We start from the raw sequence: 19,662 nt of genomic DNA on the forward strand, positions 1-19,662 counted from the left end.
CTTAAAGCGCCATATCAAAATTGCTCATCATAGGGTTGTATAATGCGATGAAAACTTGTCGCGAGCAACGGTCGCTTCCGTTTGAGATGCCGGAATCCTTTCGATTTATAATAACCTTTTATTTTCAATTGCTTGGATTTATATTGGAGGCTATCGATTTTGCTTGCTGCGGCGTCCACTCGGCGCGCCAAATCAATACAACATTAAATCGTATAAACTCGTTCCAATTTTAACGAACTGCTTAAGAAGCCGGCAGGAGTTGAGCTCTAATCAGATATCTCCGGGGACGCCGAGCTGGAGGTCGATTCTCATGAGGAGCTGGATTTTTCTCCAGGCTGAACTTGGCAATTTTCACCATCGCGGCACGATTTTCAGCTTTGCGCTGAAGATGAGTTTTGCCGCTGTTATCCTGTCGATCCTGTTGATCCTCGCAGTGATGCCGCTGCTTGCCTTCCTCGGCGTGCTGCCGTTCACGCTCGCTCTTACCATCAGCTACAGCATCGCGCTGTCCTGGCTTCTCAGTGGCATTGTCTGCGGAATTCTTTCGCTGATCGTCGGCCATGCAATGCATCAGCTGACGGTATCGCGCGCGGAGTTCGAAAAGCTCAGCCGGATCGATATGCTATCCGGCCTGTTGAACCGCCGTGCGTTTGCGGAAGCGCTCGACAGCATCGATGACGGCGCCTCGCTTGTGATTTTCGATGTCGACCGTTTCAAGGCGATCAACGACCGTTTCGGCCATGCCTGCGGCGACGCCGTCATCATAGCCGTTTCCGCAATTCTCGCTTCGGCATTCGACGGTTCTTCGGTTGTTGCGCGTCTCGGAGGCGAAGAGTTCGGCGTCATCGTTTCAGGCGGTGACGTCGAAGAACGGCTGCAGAAGATCGAAGCGGTGAAGACGCAGATTGCCCGACGGTCGATCGCTGCCGACGGCTGCGACATATCGATCACTATTTCGGCCGGTATTGCCGATCTTCTGCCCGGGCGCAGCAAGGAGGCCGTTTATGCGTCCGCCGACAAGGCGCTTTATCTGGCAAAAGCGCTCGGCCGCAACCGCGTCGTTCATGAAAGGAACGCGCTGGACCACACATGGCATCACCATCTGGTCGAGGGCGGCCTTGGCGTCCAGGGTGCAGTGCCAGATTTCGAAGATACGCAACGCGCCTATGGCATATAACGGCCGCGCGAAAGCATTGGCGCTTGCGCTGCCAGGCGCTATTTTGCATGGTCGTGATCTCACAGAAACGGACATGTCATGCAGCGCGTCACCTCCTATCTTCCGGCCGGAACCCCGTCTTCCAATCCTATCGGCAAAGTCGTCCTGCCGCATGATCTGAGGCATCTGCGCCGTAAGCTCCTGCATCTCGATAACGGCGACATGGTCATGCTCGACCTGAAGGAGCCGGTGCTGTTTGCAAGCGGCGACATGCTGGTGCTCGAGGACGGCGAACTCATCGAAATCCAGGCTGCGGACGAGAAGCTTTTCGAGATCAGGGGCCGGGACCGGCTGCATCTCATCGAGCTTGCCTGGCACCTCGGCAACCGCCACCTCGGCGCGCAGATCGAAGAGGAGCGCATCCTGATCCTGCGCGACCACGTGATCCGGTCGATGCTCGAAGGGCTCGGAGCGACGGTCAGCGAGGTCGCCGAGCCTTTCCAGCCCGCCCGCGGCGCCTACCATTCACACGGCGGCCACTCACATGGGCACGACCACGGCCACCACGCGCATGATTGAACTGCAATGAGCGAGAGCGGCGACCTGCAGGCCTTGCTGCGTCTCATGGCATGGCTCTCGCCGGCCTTTCCGGTCGGCTCGTTTGCCTATTCCGGAGGACTCGAGCGCGCCGTCCATGACAGGCTTGTTACGGATGCAACCTCGCTGGACGGATGGATCGAAACGCTACTTTCGCATGGGAGCATCTGGAACGATGCCGTGCTCTTTGCAGCGAGCTGGCGGGGGCAATCGGATGCAGGAGTGCTTGCGGAGCTTGCCGCGCTGGCAGAGGCCCTTGCCGGCTCGCGGGAGCGCCATCAGGAAACCACGCTGCTCGGCGATGCCTTTCTGGCGGCGGCGCGCGCCTGGCCCGATACCGTCGTTGATCGCCTGCCGCAGGCCGTTGCCTATCCCGTTGCCGTCGGCGCGGTCGCCGGAGCGCATGGCATCGAACTGCAAAATGCGCTCGCAGCCTTCCTGCATGCCTATGTCTCGCAATCGGTCTCGGCGGGCATCCGGCTCGGCGTTGCCGGGCAGAAGGACGGCGTGGCTATCCTTGCGCGGTTGGAAGAGGCGATTGCCGCGACCGCTCACCGTGCGTCAGGCTCGACGCTCGACGATCTAGGTTCGGCGGCGGTTCAGGCGGATATCGCCTCGCTGCGGCACGAGACGCAGACAACGAGGCTCTTCCGCTCCTGATCGGAGCTCTGCGCTATTTGCCGGTGGCAGCGCCGTTATCCGGACGCTATCATCGGCCGAATTGGAGTGTGACATATGAAATCAAGAAACGGACCTCTTCGTGTGGGCATCGGCGGGCCTGTCGGCTCTGGAAAGACGGCGTTGACGGAGAAGCTCTGCAAGGCGATGCGTGACGACTATTCTATCGCCGTCGTCACCAATGACATCTACACGACCGAGGATGCCGAAGCGCTGATGCGCATGCAGGCGCTGCCGTCTGACCGCATCGTCGGCGTGGAAACCGGCGGCTGCCCGCATACGGCAATCCGCGAAGATGCGACGATCAATCTCCAGGCGATCGCTGGCTTGAATGAGCGTATTCCGGACCTCGATGTCGTCTTCATCGAGTCCGGCGGCGACAATCTGGCAGCGACATTTTCGCCCGATCTGGCCGATATCACCATCTATGTCATCTCCGTCTGCCAGGGCGAGGAGATCCCCCGCAAGGGCGGGCCTGGCATCACCAGGTCGGACCTTTTGGTGATCAACAAGAAGGACCTCGCACCCTATGTCGGCGCCGATCTCGACGTCATGGACCGCGATGCGGCGCGCATGCGCGAGACGCGTCCTTTCGTCTTCTCTGACATGAAGCGTGGCGAGGGCATCGGCCCGATCGTCAGCTTCCTGAAAGAGCAGGGCGGGCTCTAAGAACGGACGCGTCCCTGGTTCCTGTATCTCCACATGGCGACAGCGTTAGCCTCGTCGTCCAAGGGCAGGAAATGCGTTTCCCACTCGCTTTCCGGAATTTCTTCGCCAACTGAAAACTCGAATGCGACGATCGCCTCGATAGCCGGCGCGGCCTCGCATTTGTATTTGTATTGTACCAATGGCAGTGGAAGACAACGTATCACTGAACCAGTTGCTTTCGGCGTTTATCGCTGACGGCATTGGTCATCGACGTGCCATCATGAGCCTGAAAAAGCGGGCGGCACGCGGAAATGTCGATGCCGCGCTTGCCATCCTTGATCGCGCGCCTGATGTCGATCCTGATCCCGGTGACGAACTGGCCGAGGCACAGGGAGCATCGAGCTTCCGTCCATAATCGCATCCAAGGCGGCTGGTTCAAGCCGCCTTTCTTTCGCTGCTTACCTTTGTTTCGTAGATTTGACAGGAAACCCGCTCACAACGGCGGCTGCAAGCAGCTTTCGCGATTCCAATTCCACATAAATGTGCAAGCTTACTCCGCTGCGAAAGGCGGCAGGCGGAGCACGTTCTTGTCGTTGGCATTGGCGCTCTTGCGCTTGCCTTCCGGGTGCTCTATCGCCTCCACCCGTTCGCTGAGAGCGCCGACAGCTTCCGTCAGTTCCTCTCGGGACATCGCCAGTTCCTCCTGATCCTTCTTGCCGACGAGGCGGCCGAAGAGCCAGCCGAGCAGGAGCGAGAGGTCGTCCATGATCAGGAAGAAGGACGGCACGACGACGAGTGAAAGCACCGTCGAGACGATGATGCCGCCGATCACGGCGATCGCCATCGGCGCACGGAACGAACCGCCTTCGCCGACGCCGAGTGCCGAGGGCAGCATGCCGGCGGACATGGCGATCGAGGTCATGATGATCGGCTGGGCGCGTTTGCGGCCGGCCTCAACCATAGCTTCGACGCGTGTCATGCCGTGACGGCGCATTTCGATTGCGAAGTCGACGAGCAGGATGGCGTTCTTCGTCACGATGCCCATCAGCATGAGGTTGCCGATCAGAACCGGCATCGAGAGCGGGTTGTTGGTGATGATCAGAGCAACCGCCACACCGCCGATTGCCAGCGGCAGCGAGAACAGGATGGTAAACGGCTGGATTACATCCTTGAACAGCAGGATCAGGACGGCCAGAACCAGCATCAGGCCCATCAGCATCGCGTTGACGAAGCTCTGCTGCATTTCCTTCTGGACCTTTGTATCGCCGCTTTCGACAAGCTGCACGGTCGATGGGATATGGGTGTCCTTGACGATCTGCAGGAAGCGAGCCGATGCCGTATCGAGAGCCACGCCCTGCGGTAGGTCGGAGCCGATCGCGACGACGCGATTTCGGTTGTTGCGTTTGATCGAGCTCGCGCCTTCCGCATAGTCGATGTCAGCCACGGTCGAGAGCGGCACGATCGCGCCGCTCGCCGTCTGGATCTTCAGCGCACGGATGGCCGCAAGATCGCGTCGCATATCGATTGCGGTCTGAACGCGGATCGGGATCTGGCGGTCGTCGAGGTTGATCTTGGCAAGCGCCGCATCGACGTCGCCGATCGTGGCGACACGGATCGTATCGGAGATCTGCTCCGGCGTGATGCCGAGGCGGGCGGCCTGGTCCTTGCGGGGACGAACCTGCAGTTCCGGACGCGGCAGGGCGCCTTCGGCACTGACGTTTGCCAGCAGCGGTTCTGCACGCAGCTTCGATTCCAGAAGGCCGACAGCCTCGTTCAGATCCTTCTCGTTCTTGGAGAGGAAGTTGAACGACAGGTCACGCTCGCCGCGGTCGTTGAGCTTCAAGATTCGAACGTCGGGAATATCCTTCACCCTGGCGAAGACTTCCTTTTCGATATCCCATTGCGGACGGTCGCGGCCATGAACCTCGACCTTGGGCAGATGCGGGCCGATGACCGGGATGGAGCCAAAGACATCGTTGATAACCCTCTTCACCAGCGAGTGGTCCAGCTTGAAGAGCGAAAGCGTGATCGTTGCACGGCGCAGTTCAAGGTCGCCCTTTGGGGATGCGCCGCCGAGAACAAAGACGCTTTCGACGCCGTTGATGTCCTTGACCTTGTTGTAGATCGCGTTGGACGTCTGTTCGGTGTCTTCGAGCGTCGCGTTCGGCGGCAGCTCGACGGAAAGCACGATGCGGGACGCATCCTCCGGCGGTAGGAAGCTGCCGGGAACCTGGGCAAGCAGTGCTACCGAACCGATCAGGAAGGCGATCGCCGCAAAGAGCGTCGCATAGCGCGTCCACCAGCGGGCGGTCGTGGCGCGCACGAGACGCGTATAGCCGCGGAAGAAGAGGCCGTCATTGTCATGATGGTCGTCCTGGCCATCTTGCGGGCGCATCAGGTAGGCGGCCATCATCGGAGTGATGAGACGTGCCACGACGAGCGAGAAGAACACCGAAAAGGCGACCGTCAGGCCGAACTGGATGAAGTACTGGCCGGGAATGCCCGGCATGAACGAGACCGGTACGAAGACGGCAATGATCGTGAACGTCGTGGCGATGACGGCGAGACCGATTTCGTCCGCCGCTTCGATCGCCGCACGATAGGGGGTTTTGCCCATCTTGATGTGCCGGGCGATGTTTTCGATTTCCACGATCGCATCGTCGACGAGGATACCTGTCGCGAGCGTGAGCGCGAGGAAGCTGACGAGGTTCAGCGAGAAGCCCATCAGGTCCATGATCCAGAAGGTCGGGATCGCGGACAGGGGGAGGGCGATCGCCGAAATCAGCGTTGCGCGCCAGTTCCGCAGGAACAGGAACACGACGACGACCGCCAGCAGCGAGCCCTCCATCAAGGTGTGGAGGGCAGCTTCATAGTTGCCGTAGGTGAAGTAGACGGAGTCGTTGATCAGCTCGATGCCGACATTTGGATTTTCCGCACGCACCTTGTCGAGGCTTTGCGCCACCGTTTCGGCGACGCTGACTTCGCTGGCGCCCTTGGAGCGGAAGACGCCGAAGGTAACGACGGGCGTATCGTCGAAACGCGAGAAGGATTTCGGTTCCTGATAGGTGTCTTTGATGGCGCCGAGTTCGGCGAGCTTGACGAAACGGCCGTTCGGCAGGGCGATCGTCGTATTGGCGAGTTCCGCCACGTTGCGGGCGTCGCCGAGAACGCGGATCGCCTGCTCGCTGCCCGCGACCTGGCCGCGTCCGGAGCCGAGGTCGACGTTGGTTCCGTGCAGTTGCTTGTTCACGCTGGCGGCAGTGATGCCATAGGCGTTCAGCTTGTCGGGGTTGAGCTCGATGCGTACTTCACGTTCGGCACCGCCATAGCGGTCCACGCGGCCGATGCCGGCCTGACCTTGGAGGGCGCGCTTGATCGTATCGTCGACGAACCAGGAGAGTTCCTCGAGCGTCATGTCCGGCGAGGACACGGCAAAGGTCTGGATCGCCTGGCCTTCGACATCGACCTTGGCGACGATCGGTTCCTCGACATTGGCCGGAAGATCGCTGCGGATGCGGTCGATCGCGTCTTTGGTGTCCTGGACCGCCTGCTCCGTCGGCACTTCCATGCGGAACATCACGTTGGTTTGCGACTGACCGTCGGTGACCGTGGACTGGATTTCGTCGATGCCGTTGATCGAGGCGACGGCGTCTTCGATCTCCTTGGTCACCTGCATTTCGAGTTCGGCAGGCGAAGCGCCGCTCTGCGTCACGGTGATCGAGACGAGCGGCACGTCGATGTTCGGGAAGCGCGTGATCGGCAGCTTGTTGAAGGACTGAATGCCGACAAAAAGCAGCAGCGCGAAAAGCAGCAGCGGCGCTACGGGATTTCGGATGGACCAGGCTGAAAAGTTCATCGGGCCGTCTCTCAGTTGGAAGCAGCGGGCTGTTCGCGAACAGGCGTAATGCGGTCGCCGTCGCGGACATAAGCACCGGCCTTGGCAACGACTTCCTCGCCGTCCTTCAGGCCCTTCACAATCTCAATATAGGCGCCGTCCTGGATACCGGTTTCCACTTCGGCGAATTTCACAACTCCGTCTTCGACCTTGCGGGCGGACGAGCCTTCACTGCTTGTCAGGACAGCCGAAAGCGGCAAAGCCACGTTCTCGGCCGTCTTCATGATGATTTCGGCGCTGCCGTACATGCCCGAACGCGCCTTGCTGTCATCATCGATCAGGATATGGACGAAGCCGAGGCGCGTCGTCGGATCGACCGTCGGCGAAACGAGGCGCACCGAACCCGTTAGCTTGTCGCGGCTGCCGGCAAGCGAGATCGTCGCCTTCTGGCCCGGCTCGATCTTGATGATATCGCTCTCGCCGACTTCGGCGACCAGTTCGATATCGTCGTCGCGGATGACGGTGAAGAGTGGTTCGCCCGAACCCAGGGCGATCGCGCCGACCTTGGCGTTCTTTGCCGAAACCGTGCCTGCGACTGGCGTCCTCACATCGGTGCGGGCAAGCCTCAAATCCGTGTCGGCGATCTGGCTGTCGACGACCTTAAGGTCCGCCTGGGCAACTTCGATCGCCTGCTCGGCGGAGTTCACACGGGCGTTGGCAGAAGCGGCAGCGGCATCTGCCTGTTCCACCGTCGCAGTGGATACCGTGCCCTTCTTGCCCATTTCCTGCGCGCGGGCCTGCTGCTGGCGGGCCTGCTCGGCATTCGCCTCTGCTTCGACCAGTTGTGCCCGCAACTGCGCGAGCGTTGCTTCGCCCTTCGCCTTGGTTGCCACCATCTGGCTCTTTTGCAAGAGCAGCGCGTCGTCGTTCAGCGTCGCAAGCGTGCTGTCTGCTGCAACCTTGTCGCCGACATCGGCATTCAACGCGCGGATTGAAAGGCCCTCGACCTGCGGCTGGATATAGACTTCCTCGACCGGCTTCACGGTGCCGGTCGCAACGACACGGTCGACGAGCGTGCGAATTTTGGCGGTGGTCACGACGATCGCCGGCAGGTTCTGCTGCGGTTTCGTGGTTGCGGTTTCCTGCGCGAAAGCGGGAGTTAGCGCGAGCGCGGCGATCAAAAGGGTGGAGGCGCGTAGTATAGTCAGCGTGCGTGCCATGCGTCGTGATCCAAATTATATGACATAGTCAGCCAAAATCGCGCGTTGTCCCTCAGCTCGCGAACAGGCCATTTCGTCTCTGTGTTCTCAGAGGCATTCCCGCATTATTTGCCGTCTCTATTACAGAGAAGTCACTCCTCCGGCAAATCCGGCTTGTACTTGGTATCGATTTGCTCGACGCGCAAGACCGGCAGAAAATAATTCCCCTATCCGAACATACTAATTGCCGTTTACGTCCAGATCAATCACCGCATGGTTATGTGTTCATTCCGATGATTGATCGCAGCCGTATATTCCTAATGACGTGCGAAAGCCTGCCGATGCGACATCGTCCCCGAAATTTTTGAAGCGACGTTAAAAAACCGAAAACGCGCGGGTGTCGCCGCGCGTTTCCATTTTTGCATTGGCTGGAATTACTTCGCAGCCGCGTCCGTGATCTCGTGCGTCCAGGCGCCGGCCGGCTCCTTGGTGATGATCTTCTGGTCGAGAAGAGCCTTGGCCGTGCGATCGTAGAGCGCTGGGTCGAGCTTGCCGGTGCCGTCGCCGATCAGCTTGGCGATTTCGCCCATCATGCGCTTCTGGTGGTTCTCGTCCTGGCCGCCGGCATCGACGACGATCTCGGCTGCTTCATCCGGGTTTTCGGTCGAGTATTTCCAGCCCTTCATCGAAGCCTTGACGAACTTGACCATCTTTTCCTTGAAGGCCGGGTCCTTGAGCTTGTCTTCCATTGCGTAGAGACCGTCTTCGAGAAGGTCGTTGCCCATTTCCGTATAGTTGAAGACGATCAGCTCTTCCGGCTTGAAGCCCGCATCGATCGCCTGCCAGTATTCATTGTAGGTCATGACCGAGATGCAATCTGCCTGCTTCTGCAGGAGCGGCTGCACGTCGAAGCTCTGCTTCAAAACGGTCACGCCATCCGCGCCGCCGTCGGTCTTGAGGCCGAGCTTGTTCATCCAGGCGAAGAACGGATATTCGTTGCCGAAGAACCAGACGCCAAGGGTGCGGCCCTTGAAATCGGCTTCGGACTTGATCGGGCCGTCCTTGCGGCAGATCATCTCCATACCCGACTTCTGGAAGGGCTGGGCGATGTTGACGAGCGGCACGCCCTTTTCGCGGGCAACCAGCGCGCCACCCATCCAGTCGACGATCACGTCGGCGCCGCCGCCGGCAATGACCTGTTCGGGTGCGATGTCCGGACCGCCCGGCTTGATGTCGACGTCGAGGCCCTCTTCCTCGTAATAGCCTTTTTCTTTGGCGACGTAATAGCCGGCGAACTGGCTCTGCGTGACCCATTTCAGCTGCAGCGTCACCTTGTCGGCGGCCATTGCATGGGCAGCCGCGAGCGACATTGCGCTTGCCATCATTGCAACCATCAGTTTTTTCATTTTCTTTTCCCTCTGAAGTTATGCCCAATCCCATTTGCGAGAATAAAGCGACGTCTAGCCACCACGGATAGACGGATGCCAGAAAGTCACCGCCCTTTCGGCGAGGGCGACGGCTCCATAGAAGATCGAGCCTGCCAGCGCCGCAACGGCGATTTCGGCCCAGACCATGTCTACATTCATGCGCCCGATCTCGGTGGAGATGCGGAAGCCCATTCCGACGATCGGCGTTCCGAAGAATTCCGCAACGATGGCACCAATCAGCGCCAGCGTCGAGTTGATCTTCAGCGCATTGAAAATGAAGGGCATGGCTGCCGGAAGCCGGAGCTTCAGCAGCGTTTGCCAGTAGTTCGAGGCATAGGTGCGCATCAGGTCGCGCTCCATGCTGCCGGACGCGGCCAGGCCCGCGACGGTGTTCACCAGCATCGGGAAGAAGGTCATGATGATGACGACGGCGGCCTTCGACGGCCAGTCGAAGCCGAACCACATGACCATGATCGGCGCCACGCCGATGATCGGCAGCGCCGAGACCATATTGCCGATCGGCAGCAGGCCGCGGCGCAGGAACGCCACGCGATCGGCCAGGATCGCGACGATAAAGCCACTGGCACAGCCAACGGCGTAGCCGATCAACACGGCCTTGAAGATCGTCTGCCTAACGTCTTCGCCGAGGATCTGCAGCGACCCGGCGATACGTGCGCCAATAGCGCTTGGCGGCGGTAGGAGCACGAAGGGAATGCCCGCCCCGCGGGTCGCCGTTTCCCAAAGGATCAGGATCCAGGCGCCGAAGATCGCGGGGATCAGCAGGCGCAGGAACGAGCTTTCGAAATTCGAGGCAGGCTTGATCTCGCAAAGCACGGTGACGCAGCGCCAGGCAAGCAGCCAGCAGGCGGCGATCAGGAAGAAAAAGGATTTCGCCGCCATGCCTTCGTTGCCGGCAAGGCCGGAAAGCAGCATCCAGGCGGCTTCATGAGTGCCGATCAGCAAAACGGTCGCGGAATAGAGCCGCGGCAGAGGCGCTACCGAAATGAGGGCGGATGCCGCGACGATGACGACGACAAGTGTCACCGTTTCATCGCTGAAGGGGCGGGGGGCGGCTTCGCTGAGAAGCGGCAGCGAGAGCAGCGCCGCGCCGCAGAGAAAAAGAGCGACCACGGCCTGCCAGGAGATATTCAGCTTCTTCATGCCGGCCTGCCTCCCATGGCGCGATCGACGAACTTCGACACGAGGCCGACGATCGCAACGAGCATGGCCGCCAGCACGGAGCCTGCCACGAGTGCCGCCCAGATATCGATCGTCTGGCTATAATAGGAGCCCGCCAGCAGCTTCGAACCGATGCCGGCGACCGCGCCTGTCGGGAGTTCGCCGACGATTGCGCCGACGAGGCTCGCGGCAATCGCCACCTTCATCGACGTGAAGAGGAAAGGGATCGAGGCCGGGACGCGCAGCTTCCAGAAGGTTTGCAAAGCGGTCGCATTATAGGTGCGCATCAGGTCGAGATGCATGATCTCCGGCGAGCGCAGACCCTTCACCATTCCGACCGCGACAGGAAAGAAGGAGAGATAGGTCGAGATCAGCGCCTTCGGGATCAGGCCGGTGATGTTGATGGCGCCGAGCACCACGATGACCATCGGCGCGATCGCCAGGATCGGCACCGTCTGCGATGCGATGATCCACGGCATCAGGCTACGGTCGAGCGTCTTGATATGCACGATGCCGACGGCGATCGCGATGCCGAGCAGGGTTCCGAGCGCAAAGCCGAGAACCGTCGAGGACAGTGTCACGCCGGCGTGGTAGACGAGGCTGCGATTGCTGGAGAGTTTTCTGAGGAAGGTGTTCTCGAAGACATTGCTTGCCACCTGATGCGGCGCCGGCAGGATCGGCTTCGGCTGCGAGAGCGTCTTTTCGACGAATTCCATCGCGGTAGAGGTGACGTTGCGGCGCTGATCCATGTCCCGCTGGAAGGGCGCGTTCATGAAGACCGCCGCGACGTACCAGACGACGATGAGCGCCAGCAGGATCGTCAGGACGGGGATAAATTTGTCCTTGAGGGTATCGGGTTTCATAGGCCTGCCCTCCTACTCCTCATAGCTATGCCCCGCCCTTAGCCCCTCACGCACGCGGTGGGCGATTTCCAGGAATTCCGGGGTTTCGCGGATGCCGAGGGGGCGCTGCGCCGGGAGCGTGGAGTCAATGACGTCGGTGACGCGACCGGGGCGCGGGGACATGACGACGATCTTCGTGGAGAGGTAGACGGCTTCGGGGATCGAGTGCGTGACGAAGCAGATCGTCTTGTTGGTGCGCGCCCAAAGCTTCAGAAGCTCTTCGTTCAGGTGGTCGCGGACGATTTCGTCGAGTGCGCCGAAAGGTTCATCCATCAACAGCAGGTCGGCGTCGAAAGCCAGTGCGCGGGCGATCGAGGCACGCTGCTGCATGCCACCGGAAAGCTGCCAGGGAAATTTCTTCTCGAAGCCGGAGAGGTTGACGAGATCCAGTGCCTCGGCGATGCGCTTTTTCTGGTCGGCGGCGGCATAACTCATGATTTCCAGGGGGAGCGCGATGTTCTTCTCGATCGTCCGCCACGGATAGAGCGCCGGCGCCTGGAAGACGTAGCCATAGGCGCGCGCCTTGCGGGCGTCGTCCGGCGTCATGCCGTTGACGGTGATCTCGCCTGAGGTCTTCTTCTCCAGATCGGCGATGACGCGCAGGAACGTCGTCTTGCCACAGCCGGATGGACCGATGAAAGAAACGAAATCGCCCTTGCGGACATCGAGATTGACATCGCTCAGCGCATGCACCGGCCCGTCATTCGTCTGGTAGGTGAGACAGAGATCCTTTGCGGATACGACGGATGCTTGCATCGATGCTTTACCAGTCCTGTTTTCCCCGCGTCGCCGCGGTTTGCGTGCTATGATGATCGCCGGTTTTCTTTGCCGCGGCAAAATTCATGGAGAATGACGATGGATGCGAAGTCAAAGCCCACCTGCCACATCATTCGCCCCAGCCACGCCTATAGCGGCAAGCAGGGGCTGAGCTACTTCGAGGGCATCGCTGCGGAAACGGTCGGCGCGAAGGGCATCTGCATGCATCTTCTGACGATCCCACCGGGCGTACGCGCCAAGGCGCATCTGCACGAGGCGCATGAAACGGCGATTTACATGCTCTCCGGCGAAGCGCACACCTGGTACGGCGACGAGCTGGAGCATCATGTCGTCGTCCATGCCGGCGAGCTGTTTTACATTCCGGCGGGCGTCCCGCACCTGCCGGCGAACTTCAGCAGCACGCCGTGCACCGCGATCATCGCGCGGACAGATCCCAACGAGCAGGAAAGTGTAGTGCTGCTGCCGGAACTGGATAGATTGGTGGAGGGGTGAAAAATACCCCCCTCTGCCCTTCCGGGCATCTCCCCCACAAGGGGGCAGATCGGATGGAGGACGCTCGTCGATCCCCATGAAAGCGCCGGGCGCATTGTGCCGTTCAACTACGGTGATGCGGTAGCCGCATGTTCCCGCTCTCCCTTTTTGTGGGGGAGATGTCACGAAGGGGCAGAAGGGAGTATCCCGCACGCTCGACATCCCTTCCGATCACACGCCGCTTGCCGGAATGCCGGTGCGCTCGACCTTGCGCGGCGCGGTGACTTCCTTCCAGGTCGACAGCGCCTTGCTGACGGCGGTGACCGGTTCGCGCTTGACGAATTCGCCATGGCCCTCGCGGGTCTTGATCGTGTCCTCTTCAATGGCGACGACGCCGCGCGTCAGCGTGTAGCGCGGCAGGCCGGTGACCTGCTTGCCTTCGAAGACGTTGTAGTCGATGGCCGACTGCTGGTTTTTCGAGGTGATGGTCTTTGCGCGCTTCGGGTCCCAGACGACGAGATCCGCGTCGGCACCAACGAGGATCGCGCCCTTCTTCGGATAGATGTTGAGGATCTTCGCGATGTTCGTCGAGGTCACGGCGACGAATTCGTTCATCGTCAGCCGGCCGGTATTGATGCCATAGGTCCAGAGCATCGGCATGCGGTCTTCAAGGCCGCCGGTGCCGTTCGGGATCTTGGTGAAATCGCCGACGCCGAAACGCTTCTGGTCGGTCGTGAAAGCGCAATGGTCGGTCGCGACGACCTGTAGCGAGCCGGAGGCGAGGCCAGCCCAGAGGCTATCCTGATGCTGCTTGTTGCGGAAGGGCGGTGACATGACGCGGCGGGCGGCGTGATCCCAGTCCTTGTCAAAATACTCCGTCTCGTCGAGCGTCAGGTGCTGGATGAGCGGCTCGCCATAGGCGCGGATGCCTTTCTGGCGGGCGCGGCGAATCGCTTCGTGCGCCTGTTCGCAGGAGGTGTGGACGATATAGACGGGGCAGCCGGCCATGTCGGCAATCATGATGGCGCGGTTGGTCGCCTCGCCTTCCACTTCAGGCGGCCGGGAATAGGCGTGCGCTTCCGGGCCATGTTGTTGCCTTCGGCCATGAGCTTTGCCTGCAATTGCGCGACGACGTCGCCGTTTTCGGCGTGGACCAGCGGCAGCGCGCCGAGTTCGGCGCAGCGCCGGAAGGAGGAATACATCTCGTCGTCGTCCACCATCAGCGCACCCTTGTAGGCCATGAAATGCTTGAAGGTGTTGATGCCCTTATCCTGGACGACGGTCTTCATCTCATTGAAGACCTGCTCACTCCACCAGGTGATCGCCATATGGAAGGAATAGTCGCAGTTGGCGCGGGTCGATTTGTTATCCCACATCGTCAGCGCTTCAAGTAGCGACTGGCCGGGCGAGGGCAGGGCGAAATCGACCACCATCGTCGTGCCGCCGGAAAGGGCCGCGCGCGTGCCGCTCTCGAAATCGTCGGAGGAGTAGGTGCCCATGAACGGCATTTCGAGATGCGTATGTGGGTCGATGCCGCCCGGCATCACGTAGCAACCGGACGCATCCAGCGTCTCATTGCCGGAAAGGTTCGGCCCGATCTCGACAATCCTGCCGTCTTCGATCTTCACATCGGCCGTGTAGGTGAGGTCGGCCGTGACGATGGTTCCGCCCTTGATGACTGTGCTCATTCTCCGAACTCCCTGGCGCTGCGCGGTGCCTGCGCAAGCTGTTTATCCAATGACTGGCGGTAGCGGATGCAGCCGCGCATGAACTGGGGCCAATCCGGCACGATCTGGCCGCCTGTGGGTGAATCCGGCAGAAGCGCCCACATGTCGGGGTGATGCCAACAGAGCTCGTGCATGGACGTATCCCGGTGGGTGCGAATCGCATGGCGCATGGCGCGCGCTGCCGAAAGCAATTCCGCATGCGTCATGGTATTCAGATCGGCATCCGCATCGGCCGTCATCTGACGATCTCCGCCGTCTCGGCCACGGCATGAAACAGCACGTCCGCACCGGCGGTCGCCCATTCCTTGGAAATCTCCTCCGCCTCGTTGTGCGACAGGCCGCCGACGCAGGGGCACATGATCATCGTCGTCGGCGCGACCTTGGCAGCCCAGCAGGCGTCGTGGCCGGCGCCGGAGATGAGGTTCATGTGGCTGTAGCCGAGCCTTTCGGCGGCGTCGCGCACGGCGGTGACGAGCTTCGGATCGAAGGTCACCGGTTCGAAATGGCCGATCGCCTCGATCGAACAGCCGACGCCCAGTGCATCGGCGATCTTCGGCGCTTCGGCCTCGATCTTGGCGCGCATGCGGTCGAGCTTTTCCTTGTCAGGCGAGCGGATGTCGACGGTAAAGATCACCTTGCCGGGCAGCACGTTGCGGGAGTTCGGCGAGAAGAGCACCTGGCCGACGCCGCCGACGGCGCCCGGCTGCTCGCTCATGGCGACCCCTTGTACCATCTCGAAGATGCGCGCCATGGCAAGCCCGGCATTGACGCGCATGTTCATCGGCGTCGAGCCCGTATGGGCTTCCCTGCCGGTCAGCGTGAATTCGAGCCACCAGAGGCCCTGACAGTGGGTGACGACGCCGATCTGCTTCTCCTCGGCTTCGAGGATCGGACCCTGCTCGATGTGATATTCGAAATAGGCGTGCATCTTGCGGGCGCCGACTTCTTCGTCGCCGAGCCAGCCAACGCGCTTCAGCTCGTCGCCGAACGTCTTGCCCTCGGGATCCTTGCGGCCATAGGCATAGTCCAGCGTGTGAACGCCGGCGAAAACGCCGGAGGCAAGCATGGCCGGGGCGAAACGGGCGCCTTCCTCATTGGTCCAGTTGGTGACGACGATCGGGTGCTTCGTCCTGATGCCGAGGTCGTTCATCGTACGGACGACTTCGAGCGCACCGAGCACGCCGAGCACGCCATCATATTTGCCGCCGGTTGGCTGGGTGTCGAGATGCGAGCCGACATAAACGGGGAGCGCATCGGGATCGGTGCCAGGACGGGTTGCGAACATCGTGCCCATCTTGTCGACGCCGACGGTCAGGCCTGCGGCTTCGCACCATGTGCGGAAGAGGCTGCGGCCTTCGGCATCGGAGTCCGTCAGCGTCTGGCGGTTATTGCCGCCGGCAATTCCGGGGCCGATCTTTGCCATGTCCATGAGACTGTCCCAGAGACGGTCTCCGTTGACGCGCATATTCTCGCCTGGTGCTGCCACCATGTCTGAAATCCTCACCTGTTTTTTACGGTCATGCAAAGAACATGCGCCGTCTGTTCCCATCGTCAATTCCCGGCGCGCTTGTTTGTTTTGTTACGCCGGAAAATCGCCAGTTGCCTTTGTTTTGCATCTGACAGATAATTTGACCGATTGGTAAACATTACAGCTTCCCGCGCCGGGCTCAAGACGAAAATCAGGAAAAATTCAGACAAAATTGCAGGGAGTTGCTCAAAAGGACGGCAGAAGGAACCGTTCGACTGAAGCAATTGAATTTCAAGGGGAAACGAGAGCCAGATGGCAATTCCGAGAGCAGCGAAGACCCAGCGGCGCACGCGGATCCAGGAGGAGAAGGAAGAGCAGATTCTGGAAGCTGCGCTCGATGTGTTTTCCGCCAGGGGTTTCCGCGGCTCGACGATCGACCAGATCGCAGAGGTGGCCGGCATGTCGAAGCCGAACCTGCTCTATTACTTCCGTACCAAGGAGGCGATGCACCGGGCGCTGATCGACCGGGTGCTCTATACTTGGCTTGAGCCGCTTCGCGCCTTCAATGCCGAGGGCAATCCGGAGACCGAAATCCGCAGCTATATTCGCCGCAAGCTGGAATTGGCGCGCGACTTTCCTCGCGAGAGCCGGCTGTTTGCAAACGAGGTGCTGCAGGGCGCGCCGCATATCGAAGACGAGCTGAAGGGTCCGCTGAAGCAGCTCGTCGATGAGAAGGCCGAGGTCATCCGCGCCTGGGCGAAGGCCGGCAAGATCGCCAAATGCGATCCCTACCATCTGATCTTTTCGATCTGGTCGACAACGCAGCATTATGCCGACTTCGACGTCCAGGTGCGCGCCGTGCTCGGACAGGAGCATGCCGGGGCAGGGCGCTTCGAGGATGCGGCGCGCTTCCTCGAGCAGCTCTTCATCGGCGGGCTGATGGTTCGCCCGGCCTGACAGCCCTCTTCAGTGGTGCTGCCTCACCCGGTCAGGCGGCGAATGGCTTCAAGCGTCACGCCGATCGTCTCCGCGCCATGGCGTTGCGCCGCGGAAAACGGCAGCGATCGTCCGCGCATCAGTTCAGACCAGGCCTGGAAGCTCTTGTGGAAGGTGAGGGCGTGGCTGTCGGCGTCGTGTTCTGCTGGCCCTGGCGAACCGCCAGCCCAATGAACCGTTCGCAGCATTTCCTGGCGGAAGAATACGATATAATCGCGCGGTGGCTGCGAGGTCGGAATGGCCATCAGTCCGGCGACGTCGCCATTCAATTCCGCCTCGGGCCAGAGTTCGGCAACACGATCGGTCGCGAATACATGGCCGGATACCTTGCGGTTCAGCGTATCGATCAGCGCAGAGAATTGCTGCTGAGTGGGAGCGAGCCCTGAAAGCGCCGTGCGGCCACCGATCCAGACGCCGATGCCGTCTGCCGGAACAGCGCCCGCGATCACTTCGGCCAGCCAGGCCGGATCATCGGGCAGGCCGGTATTGTCCGCAACGGCGGCCAACAGCCGCTCGACGATCTTTCGCGCCCCGGTTTCGAATTCAAGCGCTAGCCGGCACTCCCGGGTTTCGAGCCGCGAGGCGAACATCTGGGCGAAGAGTTCCGCCGTCAAGCGCCGTTCGACGGGGAGCAGGCGGGCAGCATAATGATGGCAGGCAAACAGGCCCCAGAGCCTGCCATCCACGACGATCGGAACCGAAAACGAGGCGGCGACGCCCATGTCCTTCAGGTGGTCGATATGGCCCGACGGGCTCGCACGCAGGAGCGACAGGGAGAGATCGACCGCCCGGCCATGCGCGTCGAGTTCCGGCACGACCGGAACCGGCGCGGCATCGACATCGGCGATGATGCGGAAGAGATTGCGGGCATAGAAGGCGCGCTCCTGGGCCGCAATGTCGGTGGCCGGAAAGTGAAGGCCAAGCAAGGATCCTATGCCGGATCTCGCGGCTTCCGCCACGATTTCGCCGGACCCTTCGTCATCGAAGCGGTAGACCATCACGCGGTCGAAGCCGGTAATGCCGCGCGCTTGCCGGGCGCTCTCGCGGAAAAAGGCTTCCAGGGTCTGCGCCTGGTCGATGCGCGCCATCATGGCGGGCATCGACAGCGTCGAGCCGCCTTGGCCCTCGCGCTGCGACGGTTCGGCCTCGATGACGAACTCACCCTCGCTGCAGTGCAGAGCCACGTCGAAAATGGGGCCGCCCTCCGCAAAGGCGATGCCGGACAGCCGCTCGAACATGACCGGACCTCGGATGACGGTCAGCCGGTTGCGGATCGTGTGCAGCGTCCTGGACATGATGATGCCGGAGAGGGGCTGCCGAAGCACCTGTTCGCAGCCTACGCCAAGAAATTGTTCGAGATTGGCCGACGCGCGGACGATTCTCCAGTCGGCGGAAGCTGCAAGCAGGAAACCGAAGGGCTGGATGGCGGCGCGCTGAAGGATAGCTCCCCCGTCGCAATTCGTCAGGTCCGCACCGTTGCAGGCTTTGCTCACGAGACAGGAGACTCCGGTTCCGTTTCAGTTACCCCATTTCGGCGTAACAAGGAAAGGGATATACGGCAGAAACGCACTATTTCCAGTGAATACACCAAAAAATTCAGAGGGTTCCGAGACTTTCTTCGCTAACTCATGAGAGCCGGGAGCTTCGCGGCCAAGGTGTCGATTACGAGCCGAACCTTCGGCTGCATTGCAGGCGACTTTACCCAGACGACATTGGCGTCAAAGGCAACAGCCGCAATATCGGTCAGGACCCGGCGAAGCTCGCCGGATGCAACGCGGTCCCGCACGAGCCAGCACGGTAGCCAGGCAAGGCCGACGCCTTGTGCCGCGGCGTCGGCGATGGTGGCAAGATCGTCGAGCCGCAGCCGCGATCGCGGCAACACCTGCCGGAAGGGTTCGGCGTTTGTCGGGAATATCCAGGTGCGGTTTCGATCCTGCCTCCCGTAGACGATGCCGTCATGGGTTTCGAGGTCTTCGAGCTTGGCTGGAATGCCGCAGCGTTCGAGGTAGCCCGGCGAGGCGCAAACCGTCATGCGCTGCTGGGCGATGACGCGCACCATCAGGCCGGGATAGTCCCCGAGAGGGCCGTTGCGCACGGCAATATCGAAGCCGTCTTCGACCAGATCCACGATCCGGTCGTTGAAGGAAAGATCAAGTTCGAGATGCGGATGCTCGTCGAGGAGTTTGATGAGTATCGGCGCCACACACTGACGGCCGAAAAGAACCGGCATTGTGACCCGCAGGCGCCCGCGCACCTCCCGCTTGCCGCTTTCGAGAAGCGCTTCGCCACGCGTGATCTCCTCGACCGCGCGCAGGCAGTGCTCGTAAAAGAACTGGCCTTCCTCCGTCAGGCTCTGCGCTCTGGTCGTGCGGTGAAACAGGCGCACACCAAGCCTCTGTTCCAGCCGTGCGATCGTCTTTCCGACGGCTGAGCGCGTCAAATGAAGCCGCTCGGCGGCTGCGGAAAAGCCGCCTGCTTCAGCGACCTCGACAAACACCGATATGCCTTTGAGTTGTTCCATTATTGGATCCTTTAGGGAAACATTTTGTGGAATTAATAACGCAACTGTCGATCAAATTTCAACGATATGCTTCGGCTCCGT

The 19,662-nt window shown here is 60.9% G+C and carries 18 protein-coding genes and 1 pseudogene; 7 read left to right on the top strand and 12 right to left on the bottom strand.

The annotated features are described in order from the left end of the window. The first annotated feature begins 310 nt into the window (after window positions 1-310). The 4 genes from ACZ9DP_RS19640 to ureG all read left to right on the top strand — a co-directional run bounded on the left by ACZ9DP_RS19640 (window position 311) and on the right by ureG (window position 3,100). Window positions 311-1,177 (top strand): GGDEF domain-containing protein, encoded by an 867-nt coding sequence (locus tag ACZ9DP_RS19640; RefSeq protein ID WP_194727789.1) that lies wholly within the window; start codon window positions 311-313, stop codon window positions 1,175-1,177. Between the two features lie 78 nt (window positions 1,178-1,255). Next, window positions 1,256-1,735, top strand: a complete 480-nt coding sequence (gene ureE, locus ACZ9DP_RS19645) for an urease accessory protein UreE (protein WP_039845664.1) — start codon at window positions 1,256-1,258, stop codon at window positions 1,733-1,735. Window positions 1,736-1,741: 6 nt separating this feature from the next. Further along, window positions 1,742-2,413 carry an urease accessory protein UreF gene (locus tag ACZ9DP_RS19650; protein WP_476203330.1) on the top strand — a complete coding sequence of 224 codons (672 nt, stop codon included), beginning with the start codon at window positions 1,742-1,744 and terminating at the stop codon, window positions 2,411-2,413. Window positions 2,414-2,488: 75 nt separating this feature from the next. Further along, window positions 2,489-3,100 (top strand): urease accessory protein UreG, encoded by a 612-nt coding sequence (gene ureG / locus ACZ9DP_RS19655; RefSeq protein WP_039845662.1) that lies wholly within the window; start codon window positions 2,489-2,491, stop codon window positions 3,098-3,100. On the opposite strand, the gene ACZ9DP_RS19660 is transcribed toward ureG, so the two are convergent. Continuing rightward, window positions 3,097-3,303, bottom strand: coding sequence for a DUF930 domain-containing protein (locus ACZ9DP_RS19660; RefSeq protein ID WP_476203331.1), 207 nt, complete (start codon window positions 3,301-3,303; stop codon window positions 3,097-3,099). The genes ureG and ACZ9DP_RS19660 overlap by 4 nt on opposite strands. On the opposite strand from ACZ9DP_RS19660, the gene ACZ9DP_RS19665 reads away from it, so the two are divergent. After that, window positions 3,279-3,494: a hypothetical protein gene (locus ACZ9DP_RS19665; protein WP_476203332.1), complete on the top strand. Its 216-nt coding sequence runs from the start codon at window positions 3,279-3,281 to the stop codon at window positions 3,492-3,494. The genes ACZ9DP_RS19660 and ACZ9DP_RS19665 overlap by 25 nt on opposite strands. A gap of 135 nt (window positions 3,495-3,629) precedes the next feature. Here ACZ9DP_RS19665 and ACZ9DP_RS19670 read toward each other — a convergent pair whose 3' ends face one another. The 6 genes from ACZ9DP_RS19670 to ACZ9DP_RS19695 form a co-directional block, all read right to left on the bottom strand. Next, the gene (locus ACZ9DP_RS19670; RefSeq protein ID WP_476203333.1) at window positions 3,630-6,935 is read right to left on the bottom strand and encodes an efflux RND transporter permease subunit; all 3,306 of its coding nucleotides are present in this window, start codon (window positions 6,933-6,935) and stop codon (window positions 3,630-3,632) included. Between the two features lie 11 nt (window positions 6,936-6,946). After that, entirely contained in the window at window positions 6,947-8,134 is a 1,188-nt protein-coding gene (locus tag ACZ9DP_RS19675) for an efflux RND transporter periplasmic adaptor subunit (protein ID WP_239597779.1), read from the bottom strand. A gap of 413 nt (window positions 8,135-8,547) precedes the next feature. Beyond that, window positions 8,548-9,519, bottom strand: a complete 972-nt coding sequence (locus ACZ9DP_RS19680; protein WP_074069263.1) for an ABC transporter substrate-binding protein — start codon at window positions 9,517-9,519, stop codon at window positions 8,548-8,550. A gap of 54 nt (window positions 9,520-9,573) precedes the next feature. Continuing rightward, window positions 9,574-10,701: an ABC transporter permease gene (locus tag ACZ9DP_RS19685; protein WP_476203334.1), complete on the bottom strand. Its 1,128-nt coding sequence runs from the start codon at window positions 10,699-10,701 to the stop codon at window positions 9,574-9,576. Next, a complete protein-coding gene (locus tag ACZ9DP_RS19690; RefSeq protein WP_476203335.1) occupies window positions 10,698-11,582 on the bottom strand; it encodes an ABC transporter permease in 885 nt (294 codons plus the stop codon). The genes ACZ9DP_RS19685 and ACZ9DP_RS19690 overlap by 4 nt, the downstream gene beginning before the upstream one ends. Window positions 11,583-11,594: 12 nt before the next feature. Then, window positions 11,595-12,377, bottom strand: coding sequence for an ABC transporter ATP-binding protein (locus ACZ9DP_RS19695; RefSeq protein ID WP_455872522.1), 783 nt, complete (start codon window positions 12,375-12,377; stop codon window positions 11,595-11,597). 99 nt (window positions 12,378-12,476) lie between these two features. Here ACZ9DP_RS19695 and ACZ9DP_RS19700 point away from each other — a divergent pair, with 99 nt between their 5' ends. Next, window positions 12,477-12,890, top strand: coding sequence for a cupin domain-containing protein (locus ACZ9DP_RS19700; protein ID WP_194727781.1), 414 nt, complete (start codon window positions 12,477-12,479; stop codon window positions 12,888-12,890). Between the two features lie 210 nt (window positions 12,891-13,100). Here ACZ9DP_RS19700 and hydA read toward each other — a convergent pair. From hydA to ACZ9DP_RS19715, 3 genes and pseudogenes are all read right to left on the bottom strand, one after another. Then, window positions 13,101-14,557, bottom strand: a pseudogene (gene hydA / locus ACZ9DP_RS19705) (dihydropyrimidinase). Beyond that, window positions 14,554-14,835, bottom strand: coding sequence for a hypothetical protein (locus ACZ9DP_RS19710; RefSeq protein WP_372414507.1), 282 nt, complete (start codon window positions 14,833-14,835; stop codon window positions 14,554-14,556). The pseudogene hydA and the gene ACZ9DP_RS19710 overlap by 4 nt, the downstream one beginning before the upstream one ends. Next, the gene (locus ACZ9DP_RS19715) at window positions 14,832-16,085 is read right to left on the bottom strand and encodes a Zn-dependent hydrolase (protein ID WP_476203336.1); all 1,254 of its coding nucleotides are present in this window, start codon (window positions 16,083-16,085) and stop codon (window positions 14,832-14,834) included. The genes ACZ9DP_RS19710 and ACZ9DP_RS19715 overlap by 4 nt, the downstream gene beginning before the upstream one ends. A gap of 291 nt (window positions 16,086-16,376) precedes the next feature. Between ACZ9DP_RS19715 and ACZ9DP_RS19720 the strand changes: the two genes are divergently transcribed. Then, complete coding sequence (locus ACZ9DP_RS19720) at window positions 16,377-17,021, top strand: TetR family transcriptional regulator C-terminal domain-containing protein (RefSeq protein ID WP_074069255.1); 645 nt, start codon at window positions 16,377-16,379, stop codon at window positions 17,019-17,021. Window positions 17,022-17,044: 23 nt separating this feature from the next. Here the strand turns inward: ACZ9DP_RS19720 and ACZ9DP_RS19725 are convergent, their stop codons facing one another. Both ACZ9DP_RS19725 and ACZ9DP_RS19730 read right to left on the bottom strand, forming a co-directional pair. Continuing rightward, complete coding sequence (locus ACZ9DP_RS19725) at window positions 17,045-18,553, bottom strand: GAF domain-containing protein (RefSeq protein WP_476203337.1); 1,509 nt, start codon at window positions 18,551-18,553, stop codon at window positions 17,045-17,047. 128 nt (window positions 18,554-18,681) lie between these two features. Beyond that, entirely contained in the window at window positions 18,682-19,581 is a 900-nt protein-coding gene (locus ACZ9DP_RS19730; protein WP_283068941.1) for a LysR family transcriptional regulator, read from the bottom strand. Window positions 19,582-19,662 lie beyond the last annotated feature (81 nt).

The sequence above is a fragment of the Rhizobium sp. USDA 4016 genome, assembly GCF_056279705.1.